General features: G+C 59.2%; 19 protein-coding genes. 8 read left to right on the top strand and 11 right to left on the bottom strand.

What is annotated here, in order from left to right; all coding sequences use genetic code 11:
• Positions 1-72: 72 nt before the first annotated feature.
• A complete protein-coding gene (locus ASD95_RS01045) occupies positions 73-456 on the bottom strand; it encodes a hypothetical protein (RefSeq protein WP_008018281.1) in 384 nt (127 codons plus the stop codon).
• A 563-nt stretch (positions 457-1,019) separates the two neighbouring features.
• Here ASD95_RS01045 and ASD95_RS01040 point away from each other — a divergent pair.
• The 3 genes from ASD95_RS01040 (at position 1,020) to ASD95_RS01025 (ending at position 4,013) form a co-directional block, all read left to right on the top strand.
• Positions 1,020-1,415 carry a DUF6124 family protein gene (locus ASD95_RS01040; RefSeq protein WP_056726842.1) on the top strand — a complete coding sequence of 132 codons (396 nt, stop codon included), beginning with the start codon at positions 1,020-1,022 and terminating at the stop codon, positions 1,413-1,415.
• Between the two features lie 272 nt (positions 1,416-1,687).
• Complete coding sequence (locus ASD95_RS01035; protein ID WP_056726841.1) at positions 1,688-3,109, top strand: PAAR domain-containing protein; 1,422 nt, start codon at positions 1,688-1,690, stop codon at positions 3,107-3,109.
• Positions 3,110-3,521: 412 nt separating this feature from the next.
• Entirely contained in the window at positions 3,522-4,013 is a 492-nt protein-coding gene (locus ASD95_RS01025) for a hypothetical protein (protein ID WP_223542656.1), read from the top strand.
• A gap of 86 nt (positions 4,014-4,099) precedes the next feature.
• On the opposite strand, the gene ASD95_RS01020 is transcribed toward ASD95_RS01025, so the two are convergent.
• From ASD95_RS01020 to ASD95_RS01010, 3 genes are all read right to left on the bottom strand, one after another.
• Positions 4,100-4,375, bottom strand: coding sequence for an HU family DNA-binding protein (locus ASD95_RS01020; RefSeq protein ID WP_003195589.1), 276 nt, complete (start codon positions 4,373-4,375; stop codon positions 4,100-4,102).
• A gap of 193 nt (positions 4,376-4,568) precedes the next feature.
• The gene (locus tag ASD95_RS01015; protein ID WP_008045504.1) at positions 4,569-5,717 is read right to left on the bottom strand and encodes an NAD(P)/FAD-dependent oxidoreductase; all 1,149 of its coding nucleotides are present in this window, start codon (positions 5,715-5,717) and stop codon (positions 4,569-4,571) included.
• An 18-nt stretch (positions 5,718-5,735) separates the two neighbouring features.
• The gene (locus tag ASD95_RS01010) at positions 5,736-5,906 is read right to left on the bottom strand and encodes a rubredoxin (protein WP_007995385.1); all 171 of its coding nucleotides are present in this window, start codon (positions 5,904-5,906) and stop codon (positions 5,736-5,738) included.
• 199 nt (positions 5,907-6,105) lie between these two features.
• Here ASD95_RS01010 and ASD95_RS01005 point away from each other — a divergent pair, with 199 nt between their 5' ends.
• Positions 6,106-6,669, top strand: a complete 564-nt coding sequence (locus ASD95_RS01005; protein ID WP_056726840.1) for a chorismate--pyruvate lyase family protein — start codon at positions 6,106-6,108, stop codon at positions 6,667-6,669.
• Positions 6,669-7,559: a 4-hydroxybenzoate octaprenyltransferase gene (gene ubiA, locus ASD95_RS01000; RefSeq protein WP_056726839.1), complete on the top strand. Its 891-nt coding sequence runs from the start codon at positions 6,669-6,671 to the stop codon at positions 7,557-7,559. The genes ASD95_RS01005 and ubiA overlap by 1 nt, the downstream gene beginning before the upstream one ends.
• Before the next feature lie 60 nt (positions 7,560-7,619).
• On the opposite strand, the gene ASD95_RS00995 is transcribed toward ubiA, so the two are convergent.
• Positions 7,620-8,003 (bottom strand): COG4315 family predicted lipoprotein, encoded by a 384-nt coding sequence (locus ASD95_RS00995; RefSeq protein ID WP_056726838.1) that lies wholly within the window; start codon positions 8,001-8,003, stop codon positions 7,620-7,622.
• Between the two features lie 153 nt (positions 8,004-8,156).
• Between ASD95_RS00995 and phoB the strand changes: the two genes are divergently transcribed.
• The 3 genes from phoB (at position 8,157) to ASD95_RS00980 (ending at position 11,673) form a co-directional block, all read left to right on the top strand.
• Positions 8,157-8,846 (top strand): phosphate regulon transcriptional regulator PhoB, encoded by a 690-nt coding sequence (gene phoB / locus ASD95_RS00990; protein WP_003229608.1) that lies wholly within the window; start codon positions 8,157-8,159, stop codon positions 8,844-8,846.
• Between the two features lie 75 nt (positions 8,847-8,921).
• Entirely contained in the window at positions 8,922-10,208 is a 1,287-nt protein-coding gene (gene phoR / locus ASD95_RS00985; RefSeq protein ID WP_236709708.1) for a phosphate regulon sensor histidine kinase PhoR, read from the top strand.
• A gap of 124 nt (positions 10,209-10,332) precedes the next feature.
• Positions 10,333-11,673 (top strand): hemolysin family protein, encoded by a 1,341-nt coding sequence (locus tag ASD95_RS00980; protein WP_007975205.1) that lies wholly within the window; start codon positions 10,333-10,335, stop codon positions 11,671-11,673.
• A gap of 33 nt (positions 11,674-11,706) precedes the next feature.
• Here the strand turns inward: ASD95_RS00980 and ASD95_RS00975 are convergent, their stop codons facing one another.
• The 6 genes from ASD95_RS00975 to ASD95_RS00950 form a co-directional block, all read right to left on the bottom strand.
• Positions 11,707-12,603, bottom strand: a complete 897-nt coding sequence (locus tag ASD95_RS00975) for a peptidoglycan DD-metalloendopeptidase family protein (RefSeq protein WP_056726836.1) — start codon at positions 12,601-12,603, stop codon at positions 11,707-11,709.
• 144 nt (positions 12,604-12,747) lie between these two features.
• Positions 12,748-13,650 carry a response regulator gene (locus ASD95_RS00970; RefSeq protein ID WP_056726835.1) on the bottom strand — a complete coding sequence of 301 codons (903 nt, stop codon included), beginning with the start codon at positions 13,648-13,650 and terminating at the stop codon, positions 12,748-12,750.
• A 168-nt stretch (positions 13,651-13,818) separates the two neighbouring features.
• The gene (phoU, locus tag ASD95_RS00965) at positions 13,819-14,580 is read right to left on the bottom strand and encodes a phosphate signaling complex protein PhoU (protein WP_007992846.1); all 762 of its coding nucleotides are present in this window, start codon (positions 14,578-14,580) and stop codon (positions 13,819-13,821) included.
• A gap of 109 nt (positions 14,581-14,689) precedes the next feature.
• The gene (gene pstB, locus ASD95_RS00960; RefSeq protein WP_007971742.1) at positions 14,690-15,523 is read right to left on the bottom strand and encodes a phosphate ABC transporter ATP-binding protein PstB; all 834 of its coding nucleotides are present in this window, start codon (positions 15,521-15,523) and stop codon (positions 14,690-14,692) included.
• Between the two features lie 179 nt (positions 15,524-15,702).
• Positions 15,703-17,373, bottom strand: coding sequence for a phosphate ABC transporter permease PstA (pstA, locus tag ASD95_RS00955; RefSeq protein WP_056726834.1), 1,671 nt, complete (start codon positions 17,371-17,373; stop codon positions 15,703-15,705).
• Positions 17,374-17,389: 16 nt separating this feature from the next.
• Complete coding sequence (locus ASD95_RS00950; protein WP_177336491.1) at positions 17,390-19,423, bottom strand: ABC transporter permease subunit; 2,034 nt, start codon at positions 19,421-19,423, stop codon at positions 17,390-17,392.
• Positions 19,424-19,511: the final 88 nt, after the last annotated feature.

The raw sequence follows: 19,511 nt of genomic DNA, 5'->3' as shown, positions 1-19,511 counted from the left end.
CACATGGATCACCTGAATCCTGTGGGAGCGGGCTTGCCCGCGATGAATATCACTCGGTCTACCTGAAAGACCTCAAGCCTTGGGCTTGGCCTTCTTCGGCTTCAAATACTTGGTCAGCCCCTGGAACCAGATCACCAGCGCCGGGTTGCCCTTGATCTGAATCGACTTGTCCTGAATCCCCGTCATGAACGCCAGCTGCTTGTTCTTCGCCTGCATCGTGGCAAAGCCGTACGCGGCGTCTTTAAAGGCAATCGCAAACGCAGGCTCGGCATGCACACCCGATTGGCTGGTGATGCGCTGGTCCTTCACGCGGAAATGCCGCGCCACTTTCCCGTCCAGGGTCTGCAGCTGAAACACCAGATCCTTGTCACCCAACTGCTGCTGAAACGCCGGATTGGTCCGGCTGGCCTTACCCATCAACAAACCCAGCATCCACAGCAGAAAACGAAATTTCATGCGCACAGCCTCAAGAGAAAAATGAACGGCTGGGGCAGTTTAACGGCTTAACAACAGAACACCACCTTTCAGATGCGTTAGAAGAAGATAAGCCATATTTCTCGCATGATGACCGCTAAGTCACGCTTTCATACTGTCTCACTGATCGTTCCACACTCATGCGTAGGAATGCCTTCCCTGGCACTCCTACAACGGCAGAAACACATTCCTGTAGGAGCTGCCGAAGGCTGCGATCTTTTGATCTTGCACCCCGCAGACTTCTCGGACATTTCCTTCAAAACGCCGGGCCATGCGTGAACTAGGCGATTTTGGTCGGCACCGATAACCTCTTTAAGTCACCGCAAAATCGGTGACTCGGACGTGCAAGTCCGGAATCGGCACACAATCGGTAATGGCTATTCCCAGAGCGTTTTTTTATGCTCGCGGATCATTATGGCAGCTGTGTGTGGGAGATCTTCCGATCTGCCGGTTTACCGATTCCGGTCTTGCACACCTATACACAGCTGCCACCTCTTTCGAAGTGCAAGCGAAATGGTGTTAGCCCTCAAATCGGTACGATTCCAATGATTAAGCCAACACCGAATCCCCCAGTAAACGAAGCCCCTCCCTCCTACGAAGCCCTTAATACCAAAGAGCTCAATCAAGCGGTAGAACGCGCCCCCGATCACCATGCAACCCAAACCGAACAGAAACAACCAAAACGCAACGGCCAACTCTTCAGCGTCTGTCCTGACATCAATACCGAAGCACTGCTGGCCAACGCCTCGGAAGATCTGCTGTCCATCAGCGCCATCGCCGCTGACCTGGCCGATGATGTAGACGGCTCGCGCCGCTCAGTAGCCCTGGCGATCAGTCGCGTGGCTGAGGGGGCGCATTTGCTGGTAGAGCAAGCGCTGGATCATCTGGAAGAACCGGAAATGACGGCGATTCTCACGAAGAAATTAAGCCGAACCTGCTAACTCGCCAAGCAGGAAAACGCCCCCGATCGGAGCCGTCACCATCGGGGTTTTAAGGCAAGTCGCTGCTGCCGCCCTTAAAAGCCAACTCCCACTCACTTCTCCCTTTCCCAAATCTGCGTAGGAAGCTTCCTGCTCTCCCTGTGTTGTCTTGAATTACCTCTCTGGTCACGTACTTTGCGCTAGCCCGACTCGTTCCCGAGCCGGAGTCACTCATTGTTAACGATGGCGCGTTTCCCAAGGGTTGGGACGCCAGTGGAAAGGGACATCAAGACATGGCTACCGGGTTTTACATTGGGCTAGGCGACAAAACTACCTGCGGCGGTACCGTTCTGGAGGGGGACCACACTTTCAGTTTCGGTCTCATCCATGCTCGTGAGGGTGATCTGGTCAGTTGCGGAAAAGACAAGAAGAGTTACCGGATCATCGGCGGCGTTTCTCACGTCCTAAGCGAGGGTCGACGTGTTGCTGGCACGCTGGATAGTTTCAGCGGCTGCCCCTGTGAAGCCCAACTGATTCCCTCGAATTTCGAGGGCAGTTATGTCAATGAACCTCCTGCACCGAAAGCAGCCAGGGCAACCGCTCAATCGGCCTCGGCCATACCATCGTCGACAACCACCAGAAGTCCGATTGCACCGCGCCCATCTGGTTTTACGTCAATGACAAACGCCCCATCTCCACCACAGCTCACTGGCCGCGATGCGCCGGAGCCGGGCTTCTACATCGTGCCCAAAAGCACCACCCGCGAACAGCTTGAGGCCTCGTTGTTCACCCTGCGCGACCCGGCGGTGATGGGCAAATTCAAACTGCTCAATCCCAACTTGAGCGACGTCAAAGCCGGCTCGATGATCGTGCTGAGCGACCCCAGCAACTACCAGTGCACCCGTGAAGAAGCCCTGCTCATGGACGTGGCGGCCAAGACCAATCGGGTGCTTGAAACGCTCAGCCCGGAAGAAGCGGATTTCATGGTGCAGCACCGGGATGTCATCCAGAACTTCTTGACCTATGGCTCCGGCGCTATTGGAGTCGGCGCGAGCATTTTCAAGAATAATCTGGATAACGTCGGCAATGCTTTGAGGGATATTGAAGCGTTGCAACAAAATACGCTTCAAAGAGACGGGCACCTGCGCTCGCCAGCGTTCTTTGCAGAGCGCCAGCGTCTGCTCGCACAACTGAACAGCCATATGACGGCACTGACCCGCAAGGGAATTGGATTCCCAAACCACATCAATTTGAAAAAAATGTTGGGCATCTCCAGCCAAAGCCTGGTCCACCACTGGACCAATGCCAGTCCTGCGGGGCAAATACCGGGCTATGCCACCCATCTTGAAGGTGTGGCAAAGGCTTCAAAATACGTTCAGTACGGTGGTTGGCTGGTTACTGCCGTCGGCGGAGGAGCATCTGCCAGGAAGGTTCAAGATGTTTGCGCTGCAGGAAGTACCGAGGCATGTGAACGAATCCGGCTAACAGAGTCTGGGAGTTTTACCGGTGGAGTGGCTGGAGGCATGGCTGCAGGCAGGATGTTAACCGCTTCAGCAATCGGCGGACTTTGCGTGGCAATGGGAGTTCCAACAGGCGGATTTTCAATGCTTGCGTGCAGTATCGTTGCGGTGGGTGCAGGCACCTATGCGGGTGGAAAATTGGGAGAAATTGGTGGTGAGGAGATCGCCGAAGTCGTTTACGAGAATACGAAATGACTACCGCGGAAATGGTTGCTGGCAGCTTGTGTGGCATTCCGATCGCCACTCTGATGATCGGCAATGTCGTCGCATTGTACTTTGGCTATACGAAGAGAGAGTTGTTGCTAGAGCATTTCAAGAACAGCTCTTCATCCATTACTAACACCGTACGTATACATACAGGCCCTTGGGGCAAGCTGCAGCTTGTGGGTAGCGCTTGTATGGTTCTTACTTTTCCCAGTTTTTACATCAAACATGGAATCCTCAGCATTGAGGACTTTGAATTTTTCCCCCACCCACTGAGACGGAAGCTAGTCGCGTTGCAATGGAGTGTTATCGGGTCATTCGCAGTTTTGGCATTACTAATAACGTTATTGAAATCAGGAGTGCTCAAATAGCCTGATCACGGCGCGATGACATAGCGGGACAGATGCAGCCTTTGCCACACCTTGAAGGTGTGGCAAAGGCTGCTAAATACTTCAAATACGGCGGCTCGCTAAAGATTGCCGTCGGTGGAGGGGCATCGAGAGACCATGAAATGACTACCGCTAAAATGATCATCGGCAGCTTGGGCGGCGTGGTTATTATTTGTCAATTCATCTGCATTGGAACAGCTTTGTATCTGAGTTATACCAAGGGTGACTTGATGTCGTCACACTTCAAAAACAGCTCGTCTCTACTGACTTTCGGAATATATAAGCGCACAACTATCTATGGCAGGTTACCGCTGGTAGGAAACATTTCTAGCATTCTTACATTCCCGGGGTTTTTCCTTAAACGAGGTCTAGCCAATTCTGAGGACATAGACAGCTTCCCCCTCCCACTTAAGCGACACCTTGTAATGCTGCAATGGAGTTTTATTGGGCTTGTAGGTGCGATGGTACTGCTTGTCGCAATAGGGCAGTCAGGGATCCTCAATTAACCCTCCACAAAAAAATGGGCACCCAACCCTGGTTGGCGTGCCCATTTTTTATTCCACTCCCCCGCTGCGCGGGAGGTGAAAACGGATTACGGATTAACGCTGTCTTTCAACGATTTGCCTGGCTTGAACGCAACGGTGTTGCTGGCCTTGATTTTGACGGGTTCACCGGTTTGCGGGTTTTTGCCGGTGCGGGCACCGCGATGGCGTTGCAGGAAGGTGCCGAAACCCACCAGCGTCACGCTGTCTTTGCGGTGCAGGGCACCGGTGATTTCTTCAAGAACGGCGTTGAGAACGCGGTTGGCTTGTTCTTTGGTGAGGTCTGCTTTTTCAGCAATGGCTGCGGCGAGGTCTGGTTTACGCATGTGAGTGAAGCCCCTTTGACGGTTTGTTGTTGTTATGTCCGTGCTGCTCTCGCGGAGCAGCGCCAAAAGCGCCGCAGGTGCTCTACTCTGCGGCAGACGGGAGTGAGGATGGCACGCAGTGAGGCCCCGCGCCAGTATCGGCGCGGCCATTGTTGGGGCAAAAGGGGGGTGATTCCGACAGAACGACCGCTATTTATGCCAACAGGGCCGGAAGCTCTTTGTTCAGGGCCAGTTTTTCCATCACGGCGGCACCGGTGAGGGCGTAACCGAGCAGCTTGCCCGCGGCATCGCGACACAAAACCTTGATGTCGGCGCCCTGCCCTTCGACTGTCCAGATGCCCTCTGCGCCCCGTGGCGGCGGGGACACCACCAGCGGGCAGACCGGAGTTTTGACGGTGATCGGCATCGGGCCATAGGTGACGGCGGTCGGGTTGCCGGCCAGGGTTTGCGCCAGCGCCCTCGCACAGCTCATCAGGGGCATCACGTACAGCAGGTTCAGCCCGTCGACCTCGGCGCAGTCGCCCAAGGCGTAGATGTTGGCATGAGAGGTCTTCAAGTGCCGATCGACCATGATGCCGCGGTTGACCTGCAAACCGGCCGCAGCCGCCAGGTCGACGCGCGGGCGCAGGCCAATGGCCGAGACCACCACGTCGCACGGGATCACCTGGCCATCGGACAGGTGCGCTTCCAGGCCGTCAGCCACGCGTTGCAGGCGATTGAGCACGGGGCCGAGGTGGAAACGCGCGCCGAGACTTTCGAGGCCAGCCTGCACCGCAGCGGCAGCCGCCGGGTGCAGCAGGGTCGGCATGACTTGTTCGCACGGCGCAACCAGCTGCACTTCGTAGCCGCCCAGGGTCAGGTCGTTGGCGAATTCGCAGCCGATCAGGCCGGCGCCGAGCAGCAGCACGCGGCGCTTGCCGGCCGCCGCCGCACGGAAGCGTGCGTAGTCTTCCAGGTCGTTGATCGGGAATACGCAATCCGCCGCATCACCCTCAATGGGCACGCGCACGGTTTCGGCGCCCCAGGCCAGGATCAGGTCGCGGTAGATCACCGCTTCTTCACCGATCCACAGGCGCTTGTGGCCCGGGTCGATGCCACTGATGCGCGTGTGGGTGCGTATTTCGGCCTTGAGCTGCTCGGCCATGGCGCCGGGTTCGGCCATGCTCAGGCCGTCGGCATCCTTGTTTTTGCCGAAGCCGGTGGAGAGCATCGGCTTGGAGTAGGAGCGCCCGTCATCGGCGGTAATCAGCAGCAGCGGGGTTTCGCTATCGAGTTTGCGAAACTCGCGGGCCACGTTGTAGCCCGCCAGTCCGGTGCCAATGATGACGACAGGTGCGTTCATTCCTTACTCCTCAATTATTCAGGCAGCGATTTCGATCATTTCAAAATCCATCTTGCCCACACCGCAGTCCGGGCACAGCCAGTCTGCCGGGACGTCTTCCCAACGGGTGCCCGGCGCAATGCCGTCATCCGGCCAACCGTCGGCTTCGTTGTAGATCAGGCCGCAGACGATACATTGCCACTTTTTCATCAGGTACTTCCTCAAGGTTCAGGCGTTTTGCCGGCCGGACGGTCGATGGTTGCAGCACTGCCGTCCAACTCAGCGCGTTTTGTACTGATCGGAGCCGCCGGATGCAAGCCTGTTCGGCGCAACGGCAGGCCAATTCAATCGATATCGGCAGCTGACATGTTAAGCTCGCCGCCTCATTTGCTGCCAATAATGACTCATTGTGCATCACACAGAATCCCCCTCTCCAGCTCCTCTCTGGCTCTCGCGCAGCGAACTGGCGCCACTCCCCGATGCCTCCACTCTCGACTGGCTGTTCGACGAAGGCTCACTGACTCGACGCCTGATTCATCTGTCGAATGATGCGTTCAGCGTCTCGCCGATGTTCGAAGGCTGGCAACCCCTGCGTGCCGACGAGTGCACAGCGCTGGACCTGGCCGATGGCAGTGAGGGTTGGGTGCGCGAGGTGTATTTGCGCGGTCATGGCCAGGCGTGGGTGTTTGCGCGCAGCGTAGCCTCACGCAGTGCATTGCAAGGCGACGGCTTGCACATGGACGAACTGGGCAGCCGCTCGCTGGGCGAATTGCTGTTTTGCGATCAGGCTTTTCAGCGCCGGGCCATCGAGGTTTGCCATTATCCGCAATCGTGGTTGCCCGCCGAGGTGCAATCCCCTGGGCTGTGGGGCCGCCGCTCGCGCTTCGACCGCGGTGCCTTGAGCGTTTTGGTGGCCGAAATTTTCCTGCCTTCCCTGTGGGACGCCGCCTGCGCCCGATCGGAGAACCGTTGATGTACCAAAGCCTGCTCAAGTCCTTGAACCGCTTGAATCCTCGGGCCTGGGATTTCATTCAGCTGACCCGCATGGACAAGCCGATCGGCATTTACCTGCTGCTCTGGCCAACGCTGTGGGCGCTGTGGATTGCCGGCAAGGGGTCGCCGTCCCTGGCCAACATTGTGATTTTCGTCCTCGGCGTGGTGCTGACCCGCGCCGGTGGCTGTGTGATCAACGACTGGGCGGACCGCAAGGTCGATGGCCATGTGAAGCGTACCGAGCAGCGGCCGCTGGTGAGCGGCAAGATCAGCTCCAAAGAGGCGCTGGTGTTCTTCGCATTGCTGATGGGCGCGAGCTTCCTGCTGGTGCTGTGCACCAATGCCGCGACCATCTGGCTGTCGTTGGGCGGCCTGGCGCTGGCGTTCAGTTACCCGTTCATGAAGCGCTACACCTATTACCCGCAAGTGGTGCTGGGCGCCGCATTTTCGTGGGGGATGCCGATGGCGTTCACCGCAGAAACCGGTGAATTGCCGGCCGTCGCGTGGTTGCTATGGATCGCCAACCTGATGTGGACCGTGGGTTACGACACGTATTACGCGATGACCGACCGCGATGACGACCTGAAGATCGGCGTGAAATCCACGGCAATCCTGTTCGGCGACGCGGACCGGGCGATCATCCTGACCCTGCAAGGGCTGGCGTTGGGCTGCCTGATGCTGGCGGGGTCGAAGTTCGACCTTGGCGGCTGGTTCCACCTCGGATTACTGGTGGCGGCGGGCTGCTTTGCGTGGGAGTTCTGGTACACCCGAGGCAAGGACCGGATGCGCTGTTTCAAGGCGTTTTTGCACAATCACTGGGCGGGGTTGGCGATTTTCGTCGGGATTGTGCTGGACTACGCGCTGCGTTGACCTTTGAAAAGATCGCAGCCTGCGGCAGCTCCTACCGAAGGCTGCGATCTTTTTGCGTTGTTACATATGCTCGCGAACGACATGCCAGACGTCTTTTTTCTTGTCACCCGTCATGTCTCCAGGTTTTTTGTCGTCCTCGTAGTAGTACAGCGGCTTGCCGTCATAAGCCCATTGCATCTTGCCATCGTCACGCTTGACGACTGTCCATTTACCTTCGGCCTTGGCACCCGCCGGCGCCATCATTGGCGGCCAGTATTTGGCGCAGTCGCCGTTGCACATCGACTTGCTGTCCGCGTCCTTGTCGAAGGTGTACAGGGTCATCCCTTTGTGGTCAGTCATCATGCCGTCTTTCATCATGCCCGGTTCGGCGGCGAAGGCCATCGAAGGCAATGCCAGGGCAGCGGCCAGCAGCAGGGCCTTGAGGGATTGCGAGTGTAGATTCATTTGAAGCCTTCCTTTGTGGTTGTCAGGATTCGGACTTAAAGCTTAGCCCAGGATCCAGCCAATCGCCGACCGACTAAAATACTGTCACACGACTGCAATAATTCCGTTATCTAATGCGGCGCAAGACAGTTAAATGACAAGAGGAATAAGGGCATGGTTGGCAGGAGCATTCTGATCGTCGACGACGAAGCGCCTATTCGCGAAATGATCGCCGTTGCATTGGAAATGGCCGGCTATGACTGCCTGGAGGCTGAAAACTCCCAGCAGGCCCACGCCATTATCGTCGACCGCAAACCGGACCTGATCCTGCTCGACTGGATGCTGCCCGGCACGTCCGGCATCGAACTGGCCCGTCGCCTCAAGCGTGATGAACTGACCGGGGACATCCCGATCATCATGCTCACCGCCAAGGGTGAAGAGGACAACAAGATCCAGGGCCTGGAAGTCGGCGCCGACGACTACATCACCAAGCCGTTTTCCCCCCGTGAGCTGGTAGCGCGCCTGAAGGCCGTGCTGCGCCGTGCCGGTCCGACTGATGGCGAGGCGCCAATCGAAGTCGGCGGTCTGCTGCTGGACCCGATCAGCCACCGCGTGACCATCGACGGCCGTCCTGCCGAGATGGGACCGACTGAATACCGCCTGCTGCAATTCTTCATGACCCACCAGGAGCGCGCCTACACGCGTGGCCAGTTGCTGGATCAGGTCTGGGGCGGCAACGTCTACGTCGAAGAGCGTACGGTCGACGTGCACATTCGACGCCTGCGCAAAGCCCTCGGCGATGCTTACGAAAATCTGGTACAAACCGTGCGCGGCACTGGCTACCGGTTCTCAACCAAGGCCTGATGATCGCAGCGGTTCCACTTTCAAGGACGTATTTTTTTCGTGAACCAAAACTGGCATGGCACCCTGATTCGCCACATGCTGCTGCTGGTCACCGCCTGCCTGGTGATCGGCCTGATCACCGGCTATTACGGCTGGAGCCTCGCTGCAGGCCTGGGTCTTTACCTGGCCTGGACCCTCAAGCAATTGCTGCGTCTGCACGAGTGGCTGCGCCTGCACAAACCCGATGAAGCGCCACCCGACGGCTACGGCCTGTGGGGCGAGGTGTTCGACAGCATCTACCACCTGCAACGCCGCGACCAACGGGTACGCGGACGCCTGCAAGCGGTGATCGACCGGGTTCAGGAATCCACCGCCGCGCTCAAGGATGCGGTGATCATGCTCGATACCGACGGCAACCTGGAATGGTGGAACCGCGCCGCCGAAACCCTGCTGGGCCTCAAGACGCCACAGGACAGTGGCCAACCGGTGACCAACCTGGTGCGCCATCCGCGCTTCAAGGAATACTTCGAGCAAGACAGTTATGCCGAGCCACTGGAAATCCCCTCGCCGACCAACGACCGCGTGCGCATTCAGCTGTACATCACCCGCTACGGCAATAACGAACACTTGATGCTGGTGCGCGATGTCACGCGCATCCATCAGCTTGAGCAAATGCGCAAAGACTTCATCGCCAACGTTTCCCATGAACTGCGCACACCGTTGACGGTGATCTGCGGTTACCTGGAAACCTTGCTCGACAACGTCGACGAGGTGAACCCGCGCTGGGGCCGCGCCTTGCAGCAGATGCAGCAACAAGGCGGACGCATGCAGACCTTGCTCAACGACCTGTTGTTGCTGGCCAAGCTGGAAGCCACCGATTATCCGTCGGACAACCAGCCGGTGCCGATCGACGGCTTGCTGCAATCGATCAAGAGCGATGCGCAGCAGTTGTCCGGCCAGAAAAACCAGAAAATCATCCTGGAAGCCGACCCGACGATTCTGCTCAAGGGCAGCGAAGCGGAGTTGCGCAGCGCGTTTTCCAACCTGGTGTTCAACGCGGTGAAATACACCCCGGCCGAAGGCAATATCCGCATTCGCTGGTGGGGCGATGACCAGGGGGCGCACCTGAGCGTGCAGGATTCCGGGATCGGCATCGATGCCAAACACCTGCCGCGCCTGACCGAACGCTTCTATCGCGTCGACTCCAGCCGCAACTCCAACACCGGGGGCACCGGCCTGGGACTGGCGATCGTCAAACACGTCTTGTTACGACATCGGGCACGGATGGAAATCAGCAGCGTACCGGGCCACGGCAGTACCTTTACCTGCCACTTTGCCCCGGCTCAAGTCACCAAATCACGGGTTATCAGCACCACTGACTGATACCGGCCAGCACGCGCCACTAGGCAACTGGCCGGTCAGCCGCTACATTGGCTGACTTGTGCCTGCCTTTCAGGCGCGGTTTTTTACTTCCCTCTCGAATATACGGAACCCGCAAAACTCCATCATGGACCCTTCCCCTGGCTTGACCCTCGCTACCATTTTCGCCGACTTCGGCATGATTCTTTTTGCTCTGATCCTGGTTTTGCTCAACGGATTTTTCGTTGCGGCGGAATTTGCCATGGTCAAATTGCGCTCGACCCGGGTCGAGGCCATCGCTGACAAAAACGGCTGGCGCGGGCACATCCTGCGCACCGTGCACAGTCAACTCGATGCTTACCTGTCGGCTTGCCAATTGGGTATCACCCTCGCCTCCCTGGGCCTGGGTTGGGTCGGTGAACCCGCGTTTGCCCACATTCTTGAGCCGGTGTTGAGCGCAGTCGGCGTCGAGTCGGCCGAAGTGGTCAAAGGCATCTCGTTCTTCACCGCCTTCTTCATCATTTCGTACCTGCACATCGTGGTCGGCGAACTGGCCCCCAAATCCTGGGCCATCCGCAAACCCGAGTTGCTGTCGCTGTGGACCGCCGTGCCGCTGTACCTGTTCTATTGGGCCATGTACCCGGCCATCTACCTGCTCAACGCCAGCGCCAACACCATCCTGCGCATTGCGGGGCAAGGTGAGCCCGGCCCGCATCACGAGCATCACTACAGCCGTGAAGAACTGAAACTGATCCTGCACTCCAGCCGTGGCCAGGACCCGAGCGACCAAGGCATGCGCGTCCTGGCCTCGGCGGTGGAAATGGGTGAACTGGAAGTGGTCGACTGGGCCAATTCCCGCGAAGACCTGGTGACCCTGGAGTTCAACGCGCCGCTCAAGCAGATCCTGGCGATGTTCCGTCGCCACAAGTTCAGCCGTTACCCAGTGTACGACAGCGAGCGCCAGGAGTTCGTCGGCCTGCTGCACATCAAGGATCTGCTGCTGGAACTGGCGGCACTGGACCACATTCCCGAGTCGTTCAACCTGGCCGAACTGACCCGCCCACTGGAGCGGGTGTCGCGGCACATGCCGCTGTCGCAGTTGCTGGAACAGTTCCGCAAGGGCGGCTCGCACTTCGCCGTGGTCGAAGAGGCCGACGGCAACATCATCGGCTACCTGACCATGGAAGACGTGCTGGAAGTGCTGGTGGGCGACATCCAGGACGAGCACCGCAAGGCCGAACGCGGGATCCTCGCGTATCAGCCGGGCAAGCTGTTGGTGCGGGGCGATACGCCGCTGTTCAAGGTTGAGCGACTGCTGGGTATCGACCTCGACCACGTCGAAGCCGAAACCCTTGCCGGACTGGTCTACGAGAGCCTCAAGCGCGTACCCGAAGAGGAAGAAGTGCTGGAAGTCGAAGGCCTGCGGATCATCATCAAGAAGATGAAAGGGCCGAAGATCGTTCTGGCCAAGGTGTTGATGCTGGATTGATGCGATTCGTTAAACCGCATTGATCCCAAGGCTTTACTGCTTGCCCAACGCAAAGTTGGGCAGTGCGCCTACCGGCTGGTTGAACTGATACGGAATCGAGACCAGCCCCAGCCCGGTATTGCGCTGCACCACGAAGTGCAAATGCGGCCCGGTGCTGTTGCCGGTGTTGCCGGACAACGCCAGCGCACTCCCTACCGTTACCCGCTGACCTTCCCGAACGCAGACCGAGCCTTTCTTCAGGTGCAGATAAACGCCCATGGTCCCGTCATCGTGCAGCACCCGCACGAAATTGCCGGATGCGTCGGTGCCGCGCCCACTCTGTCTGTTCTCGGTTTTCACTACCACACCGCCTCGCGCGGCAATGATCGGCGTGCCCTCAGGCATCGCGATATCCATGGCGTATCGGCTCTTGGGCCCGAAGTGGCTGTAGGGGCCATTGGCGCCCTGGCTTATCCGGAACGGTCCGCCACGCCAGGGCAACGGGTACCGATAGCCAACCATGGGCCCTGAGGGGTCGCCCAGGGAGTAGTTGAACTTCGGGACGTACGCGATGGGCTTCCCACCTTTAGTCGCCGTGAGCTGCGCCAGGCGAACGCTGCTGCGTAGCGGGATCACCCGCCGAATCGTCCCGCCCGGCACACCGCTGGCGTTCTTCACCCCTGCAAAGCTCAATTCGACTTCGACCGGCGCATACAGGTCATTGCGCACGTACACGCTGTGCACGCCATTCTTCTTCATGATGATAAGGCGCACCTGGCGCTCAAGGTGCTCGACCATGCCATCGCGAAAAACGAACACATGGGCGCCTTTGCTAGGGCGGTCGCTGTAGGAAACCACACCATAGGCATCTTTGGATTTGTAGATGGTCATGGCCATGGCCGAGTTGGCGACCATGAACAGGCCACATATAAGCAGCAGGCGCGAGAACATGAGCAAGGATTCTGTCGAGTGAGATCTGGGATTGAGCCTAGCAGCTGCAATGGACCCGGGTAGTCGGCAGATGTTTCAAAATGGGCCGTTCAGAAGACTTTCGGCAAGGCCAATGGACCCTTCGAACTCGCAGACGACGCTGGATCAAGCACCAGGAATGAAGTGCTTCTGCGCCGTACCCCGCGCAATCAGGCGCGAGATGTAATCGAGCTTCTGCGCATCCTGGTCGACAAAGCGGAAGGTCAGTTGCAGCCAGTCACTGTCGGGCTTCGGTTCATGGGCCACGACGGCGTGCAGATAGCCGTTGAGGCGGGCGATTTCGGCATTGTCGCCCTGCTCCAGGTCCAGCACGGCGCTGTCGAGGATCTGCGGCAGGATCTCGGAGCGCTTCACCACCAGCAGCGCTTCCTTGAGGCTCAGGGCCTTGATCACGCATTGCTGGATACCGTTGGGCAACCGCAGTTGACCCTGGCCACGGCCACTGGCGGGTGCCGAAGAGGCTGCTGGCGCCTTGATCGGCGGGCTGTTGAGCAAGCCTTTGGACGGTGCGGGTGCGGCCGTTGGCGTGGCGACGGGGGCCTTGCCACCGGTCAGGGCAGCGAGGGAGTCGTTAGCGAAGGCAGGGCTGGTTTTGGTCGCGGCGACGTTGATCAAGGCGTCGAGTTTGCCGACCTTGTGCAGCGCCTGCTTGACCTTGGTGATCAGTTGCTCGTTGGTGAACGGTTTGCTGACGTAGCCGGATACCCCGGCCTGAATCGCCTGGACAACGTTCTCTTTGTCGCCACGGCTGGTCACCATCACGAAAGGCATGGCTCTGAGGTTGTCTTGCTCGCGGCACCAGGTCAGCAGTTCCAGGCCGGACATTTCCGGCATTTCCCAGTCGCACAGGACTAGGTCGAAGGCTTCCTTGGCCAGCATGGCCTGGGCCTTTCTGCCGTTGATCGCATCTTCGATCCGCATGCCCGGGAAATAATTGCGCAGGCACTTTTTCACCAGGTCACGAATGAACGACGCGTCGTCCACGACCAACACACTGACCTTACTCATCCAAAACCCCTTTAAAAAATCCCGGCCAGCATACCGCCTTGCTGATGGCACATTGCCAAAAAACCTTCAGTCACGCCGGACTTTTCGTTCGCGGGTGCTGCCTTTCGAATTCGTAAGCCGCAAACAAAAACGCCCGGCCAAAAGGCCGGGCGCTTTACTTGGGCAACCTTACTTATCGTCAGTTTTGCCCGGAACATTAGCTGTTTCGCCGCTGGTTCCTTCGACTTCTTCCTTCATGCGCTTGAGACCCAGGTGCCGCACGTCGGTGCCGCGTACCAGGTAGATCACCAGCTCGGAGATATTGCGCGCGTGGTCGCCGATACGTTCCAGCGAACGCAGCACCCAGATAATGCTCAGAACCCGCGAAATGGAACGCGGATCTTCCATCATGTAAGTGGCCAGCTCACGCAAGGCGGTCTTGTATTCGCGGTCGATGATCTTGTCGTACTGCGCCACCGACAACGCCAGCTCGGCGTCGAAACGGGCAAAGGCGTCCAGTGCGTCGCGCACCATGTTGCGCACCTGGTCACCGATGTGGCGCACTTCCACGTATCCGCGCGGCGCTTCGCCTTCTTCGCACAGCTGGATCGCGCGACGGGCGATCTTGGTCGCTTCGTCACCGATGCGCTCCAGGTCGATCACCGACTTGGAAATGCTGATGATCAGGCGCAGGTCGGAAGCCGCCGGCTGGCGACGGGCCAGAATGCGCAGGCATTCCTCGTCGATGTTGCGTTCCATCTGGTTGATCTGGTCATCGATCTCGCGCACTTGCTGGGCCAGGCCGGAGTCGGCCTCGATCAGCGCGGTCACCGCGTCGTTGACCTGCTTCTCGACCAGCCCGCCCATGGCCAGGAGGTGGCTGCGCACTTCCTCCAGTTCGGCGTTGAACTGCTGGGAGATGTGGTGTGTAAGGCCTTCCTTAGAAATCATGTTGTCTGCTCCGCAAAAGCTGTGAGCTGCAAGCTACAAGCTGCAAGCTGATGTGTTGTACCCGAACCGCCCTGACTTGCCGCTTGAAGTTCGCGGCTCGTGGCTGCCGCTAGCCGTAGCGACCGGTGATGTAGTCTTCGGTCTGCTTCTTCGCCGGATTGGTGAACAGGGTATCGGTGTCGCCAAACTCGACCAGCTTGCCCATGTACATGAACGCGGTGTAGTCGGACACCCGCGCCGCCTGTTGCATGTTGTGGGTCACGATGACGATGGTGAACTTGGATTTCAGTTCGTAGATCAGCTCTTCGACTTTCAGCGTGGAGATCGGGTCGAGTGCCGAGCACGGTTCGTCGAGCAGCAGCACTTCCGGCTCAACGGCGATGGTGCGAGCGATCACCAGACGCTGCTGCTGACCACCGGACAGGCCCAGTGCCGACTCGTGCAGACGGTCCTTGACCTCGTCCCACAGCGCCGCGCCTTTCAACGCCCACTCAACGGCTTCGTCGAGCACGCGCTTCTTGTTGATGCCCTGGATGCGCAGGCCGTAGACCACGTTTTCGTAGATGGTTTTCGGGAACGGGTTGGGCTTCTGGAACACCATGCCGACGCGACGACGCAGCTCGGCCACGTCCTCGCCCTTGCGGTAGATGTTGTTGCCGTACAGGTTGATCTCGCCTTCAACGCGGCAGCCGTCAACCAGGTCGTTCATCCGGTTGAAGGTACGCAGCAGCGTGGACTTGCCACAGCCGGACGGACCGATGAAAGCGGTCACGCGCTGTTTCGGGATGTTCATGCTGACGTCGTACAGCGCTTGTTTTTCGCCGTAGAACAGGCTCAGGCCCGGTACTTCGATAGCTACGGTTTCCTGCTCGAGGTTCAGGCTCTGTTTGTCGCGACCCAGGGCCGACATGTTGATGCCGTGGGTATGTGCTTCGTGCTGCATGGGAGGCTCCCTGTGCTAACAAATTCGGTTCGGAACGCTGCTTATTGCAGTTCCCATCAATATTCCGGTGGACGCGGTCCAGTGTGGGAGCGGGCTTGCTCGCGAAGAGGCCGGCACATTCAACATCAATGTTGCCTGACCCACCGCTTTCGCGAGCAAGCCCGCTCCCACATTGGAAATCAGCTATCCAGCGCCTTGTACTTCTCGCGCAGGTGGTTACGGATGTACACCGCCGACAGGTTCAATGTCGCGATCACCAGCACCAGCAGCAGCGCCGTGGCGTACACCAGCGGTCGCGCGGCTTCGACGTTCGGGCTCTGGAAGCCGACGTCATAGATGTGGAAGCCCAAGTGCATGATCTTCTGGTCCAGGTGCAGGTACGGGTAGTTACCGTCCACCGGCAGCGACGGCGCCAGTTTGACCACACCCACCAGCATCAGCGGCGCCACTTCACCCGCGGCGCGGGCCACCGCGAGGATCATGCCGGTCATCATCGCCGGGCTGGCCATCGGCAGCACGATCTTCCACAGGGTTTCAGCCTTGGTTGCGCCGAGGGCCAACGAGCCTTCACGCACGGTGCGAGGAATCCGCGCCAGACCTTCTTCGGTGGCCACGATCACCACCGGCACCGCCAGCAGTGCCAAGGTCAGCGAAGCCCAGAGCAGACCCGGTGTACCGAAGGTCGGTGCCGGCAGTGCTTCCGGGAAGAACAGACGGTCGAGCGAGCCGCCCAGCACGTAGACGAAGAAGCCCAGGCCGAACACGCCGTAAACGATGGCCGGAACGCCCGCCAGGTTGTTCACTGCGATGCGGATAATCCGGGTCAGTGCGTTCTGCTTGGCGTATTCACGCAGGTACACCGCCGCAAGTACGCCGAACGGGGTCACGATCATTGCCATGATCAGGGTCATCATCACGGTGCCGAAGATGGCCGGGAAGATCCCGCCTTCGGTGTTCGCTTCACGCGGGTCGTCGCTCAGGAACTCCCAGACCTTGCTGAAGTAGAAACCGATCTTGGTGGTCGTGCTCATGGCGTTCGGCTGGTAGGCGTGAACCACTTTGCCGATGCCGATTTCGATTTCCTTACCGTTCGCATCGCGGGCGGTCAGGCTGTCGCGGTTGAACTGCGCATGCAGATCGCTCAGGCGCGCTTCAACATCCTGATAGCGGGCATTGAGTTCGGCGCGCTCGGATTCCATGTCCGCTTGTGCGGTGGCGTCGAGTTTGCCATCCAGCTCAAGCTTGCGACCGTGCAGGCGGATGCGTTCGAGACCGGCGTTGATCGCGCCGATGTCGGTTTTTTCCAGGCTCTTGAGTTGTGCAGCCAGCTTGTTGACCCGGTCAACACGGGCCTGCAACTCAGGCCATGCGGCTTCGCCTTCAGCGACAACCTTGCCATCCTGTTTGACGTTGACCAGGTAACCGTAGAAGTTGCCCCACTCGCGACGCTCGATGGCCATCAGCTCCGGCGGCGTCGTCTGCCTGGTCAGCCACTCGCCGACGATCCAGGTGAAGTCGTTGCCGTTCAGGTCACGGTTGCCGACCTTGATCAGCTCGCGGGTCATGAACTCCGGGCCTTCGTCAGGCACCGGCAGGCCGGCGCTCTTCAGGCGGGCACGTGGCACTTCTTCCTTCTGTACGATTTCGCCGATCACCAAGTGATTGGCCTGGCCCGGTACGTCGTAACTGGCATGCACCAGGTCAGCCGGCCAGAAGTGACCAAGGCCACGCACGGCAATCACTGCCAGCAGGCCAATGGTCATGATGACCGCGATGGACACCGCGCCACCGCTGATCCAGACGCCGGGGGCGCCGCTCTTGAACCATCCTTTCAGGGAGTTCTGTTTCACAGACTTCTACCTTTGCTTAAAGCGACGAGTATTTCTTGCGCAGACGCTGACGAATCAGTTCCGCGAGGGTGTTCATGACGAAGGTGAACAACAGCAGCACCAGCGCCGAGAGGAACAGCACGCGGTAGTGGCTGCCGCCGACTTCCGATTCGGGCATTTCCACCGCGACGTTGGCCGCCAGGGTGCGCAGGCCTTCGAACAGGTTCATTTCCATGACCGGGGTGTTACCGGTGGCCATCAACACGATCATGGTTTCGCCGACCGCACGGCCCATGCCGATCATCAGCGCCGAGAAGATACCCGGGCTCGCGGTGAGGATCACCACGCGGGTCATGGTCTGCCACGGCGTGGCACCGAGGGCCAGGGAGCCCAAGGTCAGGCCGCGAGGCACGCTGAACACGGCGTCTTCGGCGATGGAGTAGATGTTCGGGATGACCGCGAAGCCCATGGCCAGGCCGACCACCAGGGCGTTGCGCTGGTCGTAGGTGATGCCCAGGTCGTGGGAGATCCACATGCGCATGTCGCCGCCGAAGAACCAGTTTTCCATGAACGGGCTCATGTACAACGACAGCCAACCCACAAACAGGATCACCGGAATCAGCAGCGCACTTTCCCAGCCATCCGGGACTTTCAGGCGAATCGACTCAGGCAGGCGGCTGAAGGTGAATCCGGCGACCAGGATGCCGATCGGCAGCAACATCAGCAGGCTGAAGATGCCCGGCAAATGCCCTTCCACATATGGCGCGAGGAACAGACCGGCGAAGAAACCAAGAATCACCGTCGGCATCGCTTCCATCAACTCGATCACCGGCTTGACCTTGCGGCGCATGCCCGGAGCCATGAAGTACGCGGTGTAGATCGCCGCGGCAACGGCCAGTGGAGCGGCCAGCAGCATGGCGTAGAACGCGGCTTTCAGGGTACCGAAGGTCAGCGGCGACAGGCTCAGCTTGGGTTCGAAGTCGGTGTTGGCGGCGGTCGATTGCCAGACGTATTTAGGCTCGTCGTAGTTCTCGTACCAGACCTTGCTCCACAGTGCGCTCCACGAGACTTCCGGGTGCGGGTTGTCGAGCAGCAGCGGATGCAACTTGCCGCCGGCTTCCACGATCAAGCGGTTGGCACGCGGCGACAGACCGAAGAAGCCCTGGCCTTCAGCGACCGACTCCACCAGCAAGGTACGGTGGGCGGTACTGTGGAACACGCCGAGCTTGCCGGAAGCGTCGAGGGCAACGAAGCCCTTGCGGCGCTCTTCGGCAGTGATTTCAACGATAGGCGTGGTGCCCATCTGGAAGGTGCGGATCTGCTTCAGGCGTTGCTCGCCATCGGGGTCGCGCGCCATGAACCACTGGGCCAGACCACCTTTGGAGTCACCGATGATCAGCGAGATACCGCCCACCAGCTGGGTGCTGGCGGTGACTTCGGTTTCGCCGTTTTCCGCCAGTTTGTAGCGACCGTTGAGACTTTTGTCGCGAAGGCTGAACACGTCGGCCTGGGCACGCCCGTTGATCACGTACAGCCACTGCTGACGCGGGTCGACGAAAATATTCTTCACCGGCTCGGTCATTTGCGGCAGTTCGATGCGCTTCTGCTCGTTGGTGACTTCGCCGGTCATCATGTTCTCTTCGCTGGTCAGCGACAGAACATTGAGTTGCGAACCGGTGGAACCCACCAGCATCAGGGTCGAATCGTTGGCGTTGAGGCTGACGTGCTCCAGCGCACCGCCGGCTTCGTTCACCGCGATTGGCGCTTCGCCATACGGGTACTCGATGGCCGGGGTGATGGTCTTCTTGCCGTCCGGGTAGCTGACTTTATAGGTGTGACGGAACACCAGGGCCTGACCGTTGGACAGACCCACAGCCACCAGCGGGTGACCTGGCTGGTCTTCACCGATGGAGGTCACGGTGGTGCCGGCCGGGATCGACAGATCGACGCGCTTCAATTCAGCGCCACTGTCGATGTCGAAGAACAATGCCTGGCCCTTGTCGGAAACCCGCATCGCAACTTGGTTCTGCTCTTCCAGGGAGATCATCAGCGGCTTGCCTGCGTCTTGCATCCAGGCGGGTGTGATGGCGTCCTTGGCGGTCAGGCTGGCACCCTGGAACAGGGGCGCGACGACGTAGGCAAGGAAGAAGAAGATCAAG

Origin of the sequence: Pseudomonas sp. Root71, from assembly GCF_001429045.1 — a bacterium.
In the GTDB taxonomy this organism is placed as follows: Bacteria; Pseudomonadota; Gammaproteobacteria; order Pseudomonadales; family Pseudomonadaceae; genus Aquipseudomonas; species Aquipseudomonas monachiensis.
Note: the sequence above shows the minus strand (reverse complement) of the source record. Positions and strands in the feature narration are given on the sequence as shown.

Excerpts from the sequence above, each read along its gene's own strand:
- phoB (WP_003229608.1), top strand. The coding sequence starts at position 8,157 with ATGGTTGGCAGGAGCATTCTGATCGTCGACGACGAAGCGCCTATTCGC.
- ASD95_RS00975 (WP_056726836.1), bottom strand. The coding sequence starts at position 12,603 with ATGTTCTCGCGCCTGCTGCTTATATGTGGCCTGTTCATGGTCGCCAAC.
- ASD95_RS01035 (WP_056726841.1), top strand. The coding sequence starts at position 1,688 with ATGGCTACCGGGTTTTACATTGGGCTAGGCGACAAAACTACCTGCGGC.
- ASD95_RS01040 (WP_056726842.1), top strand. The coding sequence starts at position 1,020 with ATGATTAAGCCAACACCGAATCCCCCAGTAAACGAAGCCCCTCCCTCC.
- ubiA (WP_056726839.1), top strand. The coding sequence starts at position 6,669 with ATGTACCAAAGCCTGCTCAAGTCCTTGAACCGCTTGAATCCTCGGGCC.
- ASD95_RS01015 (WP_008045504.1), bottom strand. The coding sequence starts at position 5,717 with ATGAACGCACCTGTCGTCATCATTGGCACCGGACTGGCGGGCTACAAC.
- pstB (WP_007971742.1), bottom strand. The coding sequence starts at position 15,523 with ATGCAGCACGAAGCACATACCCACGGCATCAACATGTCGGCCCTGGGT.
- ASD95_RS01045 (WP_008018281.1), bottom strand. The coding sequence starts at position 456 with ATGAAATTTCGTTTTCTGCTGTGGATGCTGGGTTTGTTGATGGGTAAG.
- phoR (WP_236709708.1), top strand. The coding sequence starts at position 8,922 with ATGCTGCTGCTGGTCACCGCCTGCCTGGTGATCGGCCTGATCACCGGC.
- ASD95_RS00980 (WP_007975205.1), top strand. The coding sequence starts at position 10,333 with ATGGACCCTTCCCCTGGCTTGACCCTCGCTACCATTTTCGCCGACTTC.
- phoU (WP_007992846.1), bottom strand. The coding sequence starts at position 14,580 with ATGATTTCTAAGGAAGGCCTTACACACCACATCTCCCAGCAGTTCAAC.
- ASD95_RS01025 (WP_223542656.1), top strand. The coding sequence starts at position 3,522 with ATGCAGCCTTTGCCACACCTTGAAGGTGTGGCAAAGGCTGCTAAATAC.
- ASD95_RS01010 (WP_007995385.1), bottom strand. The coding sequence starts at position 5,906 with ATGAAAAAGTGGCAATGTATCGTCTGCGGCCTGATCTACAACGAAGCC.
- ASD95_RS00950 (WP_177336491.1), bottom strand. The coding sequence starts at position 19,423 with ATGCAAGACGCAGGCAAGCCGCTGATGATCTCCCTGGAAGAGCAGAAC.
- ASD95_RS01020 (WP_003195589.1), bottom strand. The coding sequence starts at position 4,375 with ATGCGTAAACCAGACCTCGCCGCAGCCATTGCTGAAAAAGCAGACCTC.
- ASD95_RS00970 (WP_056726835.1), bottom strand. The coding sequence starts at position 13,650 with ATGAGTAAGGTCAGTGTGTTGGTCGTGGACGACGCGTCGTTCATTCGT.
- ASD95_RS00995 (WP_056726838.1), bottom strand. The coding sequence starts at position 8,003 with ATGAATCTACACTCGCAATCCCTCAAGGCCCTGCTGCTGGCCGCTGCC.